Below are 5,658 nucleotides of genomic sequence, written 5' to 3'. Positions count from 1 at the left end.
ACGAACGGCATCACAAGCCAGGCGATGCAGACTGGCGGTATGGGCGTATTGTTGATGCTCCTGATCCTGACGACGCCCCCGATGGCTGCATTCTTCTTCCAAGACACCTTGGGGAGCTTCATGGCGTACTCGCAGATTGGCGGCGCTGCATCGGCTGCTGGGTCGCCTGGGCCGCAGGGGCAGGCGCCGGGATCTTATACTCCACCAGCACCCGCCAGAGAGTCCCAATCCTCGGCTTCCCCGTCTCTACCGGAATATCGTGCTGCAATGCCTAGTTCAGGACCTTCTTCCACCCCAAGCTTATCTCCTGGTGCAATGGCACAAGCCCCAACATCAAGCGATATGAAGCGTTCTCGCGAGTAACTACTTAACTGCGGTCGCCATGGACGATCTAGGTGTATTATGAATAAAGCTATTATTTTTTTCTCTTTACTTCTGTTGGCATTTCAATCGTTTGCAGAAGGTAATTGTCCCCCAGGATATTATCCCATCGGAGGACAGGGAGCCGCGGGTTGTGCGCCTATACCTCAGGGCGGAGGGGCCGGTGCGAATTCAGCACCAAGGGCAACGGGCAAATGGCTTAAAACTTGGGGGGCAGTTGCAGGTACAAAGGATGGTGGCGACTTAGGTACCGCATCCGGCAAGTTAAGTAAGCGCGACGCTGTCAAGTCTGCGTTGGATATGTGCGGTGGTGAGTCTCGTGGTTGTAAGATTATATACACCTACAGGAACGGTTGTATCGGAATGTCGCAAGTGATTGGTGGGGGAGTTACTGCTTTTGAGGGAGGATCGGATTTGCAGGATGCCGAGCGAAACGCGGACAATGCTTGCAAGAAGCTATCTGGTAAATCCTGTAAGTTGATTTATTCAGATTGTACAGACCCTGTATTTAAAAGTTTTTAATGGGTTTATTTCTATATTCTAATTGACTAGGGTCTGGCCTGGATGCAAGTTGTGCGCTGACCACGATCGACGCCCTGCAGGTGGTGGATGACAAGGGACTGCAAGAGGAAAAAGCCACCGCGATGTGGATGAGAGGTATCGGCACCGGTGGTCCGGAGCTGACGGCGGCTGCCATGTTGTTGCTGTATCAAGTGGCCTTTGCGCTGTTCGTCGGTTTTGGTCCGCTGTTCATCCTGTGCCTGCTCTTCGACCAGACCAAGCAGCTGTTCCAGAAGTGGCTGCTTTACGGGATCGGCACGATGTTTTCGATGGGCGTGCTGGCAGCCATGGTTTCGATCTGCATGAAGATGGTTGTGAAGGTTGCCGGATCACTCTGGGCGGTCAAGGGGCTTGGCTTTTTGTTGCAAACGGATTTCACGAACGGCATCACAAGCCAGGCGATGCAGACTGGCGGTATGGGCGTATTGTTGACGCTTCTGATCCTGACGACGCCCCCGATGGCTGCATTCTTCTTCCAAGGCACGCTGGGCAGCTTCATGGCGTACTCGCAGATTGGCGGTGCGACCTCGGCCGGCGGATCGCCTGGGCCGCAGGGGCAGGCCCCGGGGTCGTACACTCCATCTAGTCCTGCCAGAGAGAGTGGACCGTCGGCTTCCTCGTCGGCTTCCTCGTCTGCGCCGGAAGTGCGAGCTACATCTCCAAATTCAGGAGCGTATTCGGGGTCTAACACGTCTTCCGGCTTGATGGCTCAAGCGCCAACTTCAAACGATATGAGTCGTTCTCGTGGGTGAAAGTTTAACTTCAAGCATTCGTGCTTTAGGGTGCCATTATGGTTAAGATTTTCCTGCTATTATTTTTTGTTTTTCTATCTTCTGAATCACTAGCGGAAGGCAACTGCCCTCCGGGATATTATCCAATTGGAGGGCAAGGCGCTGCTGGTTGCGCTCCTATACCCCAAAGTGGCGCAGGCTCAGGTACGGCACCGAGAGCGACCGGTAAGTGGATAAAAACTTGGGGGGCAATCGCTATGTCACCCGATGGCACGATGGGCACCTCGTCGGGTAAGTTGAGTAAACGTGACGCCGTGAAATCTGCCATAGACTCCTGTGCAGATGGTTCGGAGGGGTGCATGATCAAATACACGTTTAGAAACACTTGTATTGGTATGTCGCAAGTCATTGGAGGGGGCATCTATACTATTGAGAACGGGCTCGATCTGATAGCTGCTCAGCAGCACTCTGATAACTCCTGCAAACAAAAGTCGGGTAACTCTTGTAAGTTAGTGTATTCCGTTTGTTCGGATCCATTTTTTAAGCGTTTCTGAGTTGGGATTCTGGGGTTAATGAGGCCCGGCATGGTCTATGAATTTCTCATTCTGAAATAGTAGAATTAATTTTTTCATTTTTACTCATTCGAAAGAAAAATTTTATACGTTCAAGGCGGCTATCTGCTAAAGATCTAGTGGCTTGCAGGGCTGGGTTCGGCGCCATGAATGCTGATACACGGTAAGTCAGTGTGAGCTCAGCCCGATATTAAATGGGGGTTGGCGCCAAATTGGAGGTGATGGTGTCGATCTGCATGAAGATGGTTGTGAAGGTTGCTGGATCACTCTGGGCGGTCAAGGGGCTTGGCGTGTTGTTGGATACGGATTTCACGAACGGCATCACAAGCCAGGCGATGCAGACTGGCGGTATGGGCGTATTGTTGACGCTCCTGATCCTAACGACGCCCCCGATGGCTGCATTCTTCTTCCAAGGCACCTTGGGGAGCTTCATGGCGTACTCGCAGATTGGTGGCGCGGCCTCGGCCGGCGGATCGCCTGGACCGCATGGGCAGGCGCCTGGGTCTTACGTGCCACAAAGGCCTTTGGAAGGTTCTGCATCCGTTGGCAGTGAACGCAATCGCCAGTTAGTTGCCTCTGAGCCGATCCAACAACAAAACAGCGGCAGCAGAGCTTCCGAAAGAAATTAGTAGGGGATTTATGAGACTTTTATTTTCTTTGATTTTATTTACCTTGGCCTGTGCAATGGGATTTCCTTTGCTCGCGGAGGGTAATTGCCCTCCGGGTTATTACCCCATAGGTGGCCAGGGAGCAGTGGGGTGCGCTCCCATCAATAATCAAGGGGGGGCGCAGCACCACAAGCAACAGGAGAATGGGAAACTCGATGGGGAGTTCTCGCGAAAGATAAGGCCACACAAACGCTAGGAGCTACTGCAGGAGAGAAATCTAAGTCTGCTGCCCGCCGCACCGCGCTTGATAATTGTAATAAGGGGGGCGCAGGCGGAAGTTGTAAAGTGATTTTTGTCTACAAAAATGCATGCGTTGCTGTCGTAGATTCGGAGTCTGCAAATAGTTCAAGTATTATCTCTGCGCCTGATAGTAAGCAGGCTCTTCAAATGGCTACTAGTCGCTGTGCGGCAAGTGGTGTGTCGGATTGTAAATTATTTTACACTGCTTGCAGTGATCCTTATTTTAGGGCGTATTAGAATTTAGTGTCGACCAGGTTTTGGAGCTGTAGTTTTCCTTAGGTCAGCCCTTATGGGAGTTATTTTAACTAATGGGTTACGTTAAAAGCAGTTCGATTGGAGCTGGTCTGTATGCACTTTGTTCGCAATAATAATGAATTCTTGCAATTAGTGAATGACGAAGGACTGCAATAGTACAAAACTACCGCACAGTGGTTAACGTGCATTGGTACAGGTGGTCCGGGGCTGACGGCGGCTGCCATGTTGTTGCTGTATCAAGTGGACATCGCGATGTTCGTTGGTTTTGGTCCGCTGTTCATCCTGTGCCTGCTCTTCGACCAGACCAAGCAGCTGTTCCAGAAGTGGCTGCTTTACGGGATCGGCACGATGTTTTCGATGGGCGTGCTGGCGGCAATGGTGCCGATCTGCATGAAGATGGTTGTGAAGGTTGCCGGATCACTCTGGGCGGTCAAGGGGCTTGGCGTGTTGTTGGATACGGATTTCACGACCGGCATCACAAGCCAGGCAATGCAGACGGGTGGTATGGGCGTATTGTTGACGCTTCTGATCCTGACGACCCCACCAATGGCAGCATTCTTCTTCCAAGGCACGCTGGGCAGCTTCATGGCGTACTCGCAGATCGGTGGCGCCACATCGGCCGGCGGATCGCCTGGGCCCCAGGGGCAGGCGCCGGGGTCGTACACTCCCAGTCAGCCAAGCAGTAATGACAACAGGCGTGCAGATGATGTTCGTGCTACCTCGCCTCAAGTCGTTGGTTCGAGTATGTCTCAAACTCCGCAGGCAGGCTCCAGAGCCGTGAATCGTGACACTAGTGCGGGGTAGGAGCTAAGATGAAGAAACTAAGTGCGTTAATTCGTGTTATTTTTATTTATTTTGTTTATTCTTCTGGTGCTTTGGCGGAAGGAAATTGTCCGTCAGGTTACTATCCTATTGGTGGGCAGGGCGTATCAGGTTGTGCTCCGATGAGTCCAAGCAATAATTCCGCTCCTCAGCCTACGGGTGAGTGGAGGACTCGCTGGGGTGCTTTAGCCTATAGTAAAGACGATAAAATACTAGGTGTAGCTGAAAGCAAGGCGTCGAAATCTGATGCGCGTAAGGCCGCTGTCGATTTCTGTACTCAAGCTGGAGGGGTTGGGTGTAAAGCACAAGTTTTCTATAAGAATGGATGTATTGCTATAGCTAGTTCCCAAGCGACCTATAGTTCTAGGACGTCCACATCCGCTTCTAAGGTAAGGGCAGAGAGCATTGCTTTAGAGGAATGCGGAAAATCTGATTGTAAAATTTATTATTCAGGGTGCAGTCAGGCTGCTTTTAGAAGTTACTAATCTGGGATATGGTTTGACTCATAATGTGTAAAAGGTCTGATCGCTGGCGCTTGCTGGACAAAAGTAGCTTCGCGCTTGGTATCGAGTAGACGATGGAGCAATGACAGGAATGCGAATGTCAGGTTCTAATGCCCCGCAGTCCCAGCAGACGGGTGAGCGCGCTTCCAATCGAAATTCTCACTAGAAATGCTTATGAAACGTTATTTCTTGCTTTTTTTTCTTAGTATGTTTCCGGTCCTGGCTTCTGCAGAAGGTGCATGTCCGCCTGGTTTTTACCCTATAGGCGGTCAAGGAGTGTCAGGGTGCGCGCCTATAGCGGCTGGAAACTCAAATGCACCTCAGCCAACCGGTGAGTGGAGCACTCGGTGGGGGGCTCTTGCTAGAAGTCAGGACAACTCAGTACTTGGCTTTGCAGCAAAGGAGCATTCCAAGTCTGCAGCAAAGAAAAATGCAATTAAGGCCTGTGTGGAAATTGGTGGAAGCGATTGTAAAGTGAAAGTCTTGTATAAGAATAGTTGCATAGCTCAAGCGCAATCTACTCTACTTGGACGATTTAACACTTTTAACGATAATTCCAAAGAGTTGGCGGAAAGCAATGCATTGCGAGACTGCGGCAATTCGGACTGCGTAGTGGGCTATTCAGATTGTAGTAAAGCAGAGTTTCAAGAATACTGATGTAGAGAAGGATTAGTGGGATTTTTGCCTTAGCGTGAATGCACGAACGGATCGATTGAGCCACAATGATTGCCTCTTTTGGATAAATTTTTTGGGCAGGAGCTGCACCAGTTTCTCGCGGTGGACGTTCCCCAGGAAATCACCGGGTTGATCACCGGCGACGAAGATGAAACGGCGGAGCAGCAGATCGACCAAAGCCTAGCCTGGATGCAAGTTGCGCTGACCACGATCGACGCCCTGCAAGTGGTGGATGACAAGGGACTGCAAG

At 51.1% G+C, this 5,658-nt stretch carries 5 protein-coding genes and 2 pseudogenes; all 7 read left to right on the top strand.

Annotated features, from left to right (window positions below; all coding sequences use genetic code 11):
- Window positions 1-402 precede the first annotated feature (402 nt).
- Window positions 403-903 (top strand): DUF4189 domain-containing protein, encoded by a 501-nt coding sequence (locus QRM89_RS20855; RefSeq protein ID WP_285449008.1) that lies wholly within the window; start codon window positions 403-405, stop codon window positions 901-903.
- 83 nt (window positions 904-986) lie between these two features.
- On the top strand, window positions 987-1,694 hold the full coding sequence (locus QRM89_RS20850; RefSeq protein ID WP_285449005.1) for a type IV secretion system protein: 708 nt from the start codon (window positions 987-989) through the stop codon (window positions 1,692-1,694).
- Between the two features lie 787 nt (window positions 1,695-2,481).
- On the top strand, window positions 2,482-2,874 hold the full coding sequence (locus tag QRM89_RS20845; RefSeq protein ID WP_285449003.1) for a hypothetical protein: 393 nt from the start codon (window positions 2,482-2,484) through the stop codon (window positions 2,872-2,874).
- Window positions 2,875-3,591: 717 nt separating this feature from the next.
- Window positions 3,592-4,212 (top strand): annotated as a pseudogene (locus QRM89_RS20840) (type IV secretion system protein); the annotation flags it as partial.
- Window positions 4,213-4,220: 8 nt separating this feature from the next.
- The gene (locus QRM89_RS20835) at window positions 4,221-4,715 is read left to right on the top strand and encodes a DUF4189 domain-containing protein (protein WP_115005798.1); all 495 of its coding nucleotides are present in this window, start codon (window positions 4,221-4,223) and stop codon (window positions 4,713-4,715) included.
- 192 nt (window positions 4,716-4,907) lie between these two features.
- A complete protein-coding gene (locus tag QRM89_RS20830; protein WP_285449001.1) occupies window positions 4,908-5,390 on the top strand; it encodes a DUF4189 domain-containing protein in 483 nt (160 codons plus the stop codon).
- A gap of 78 nt (window positions 5,391-5,468) precedes the next feature.
- A pseudogene (locus QRM89_RS20825) lies at window positions 5,469-5,658 on the top strand (type VI secretion protein); the annotation flags it as partial.

The organism is Xanthomonas sp. LMC-A-07 (assembly GCF_030208825.1).
Lineage (GTDB): Bacteria > Pseudomonadota > Gammaproteobacteria > Xanthomonadales > Xanthomonadaceae > Xanthomonas > Xanthomonas campestris.
This window is presented reverse-complemented; position numbering and strand designations above follow the sequence as displayed.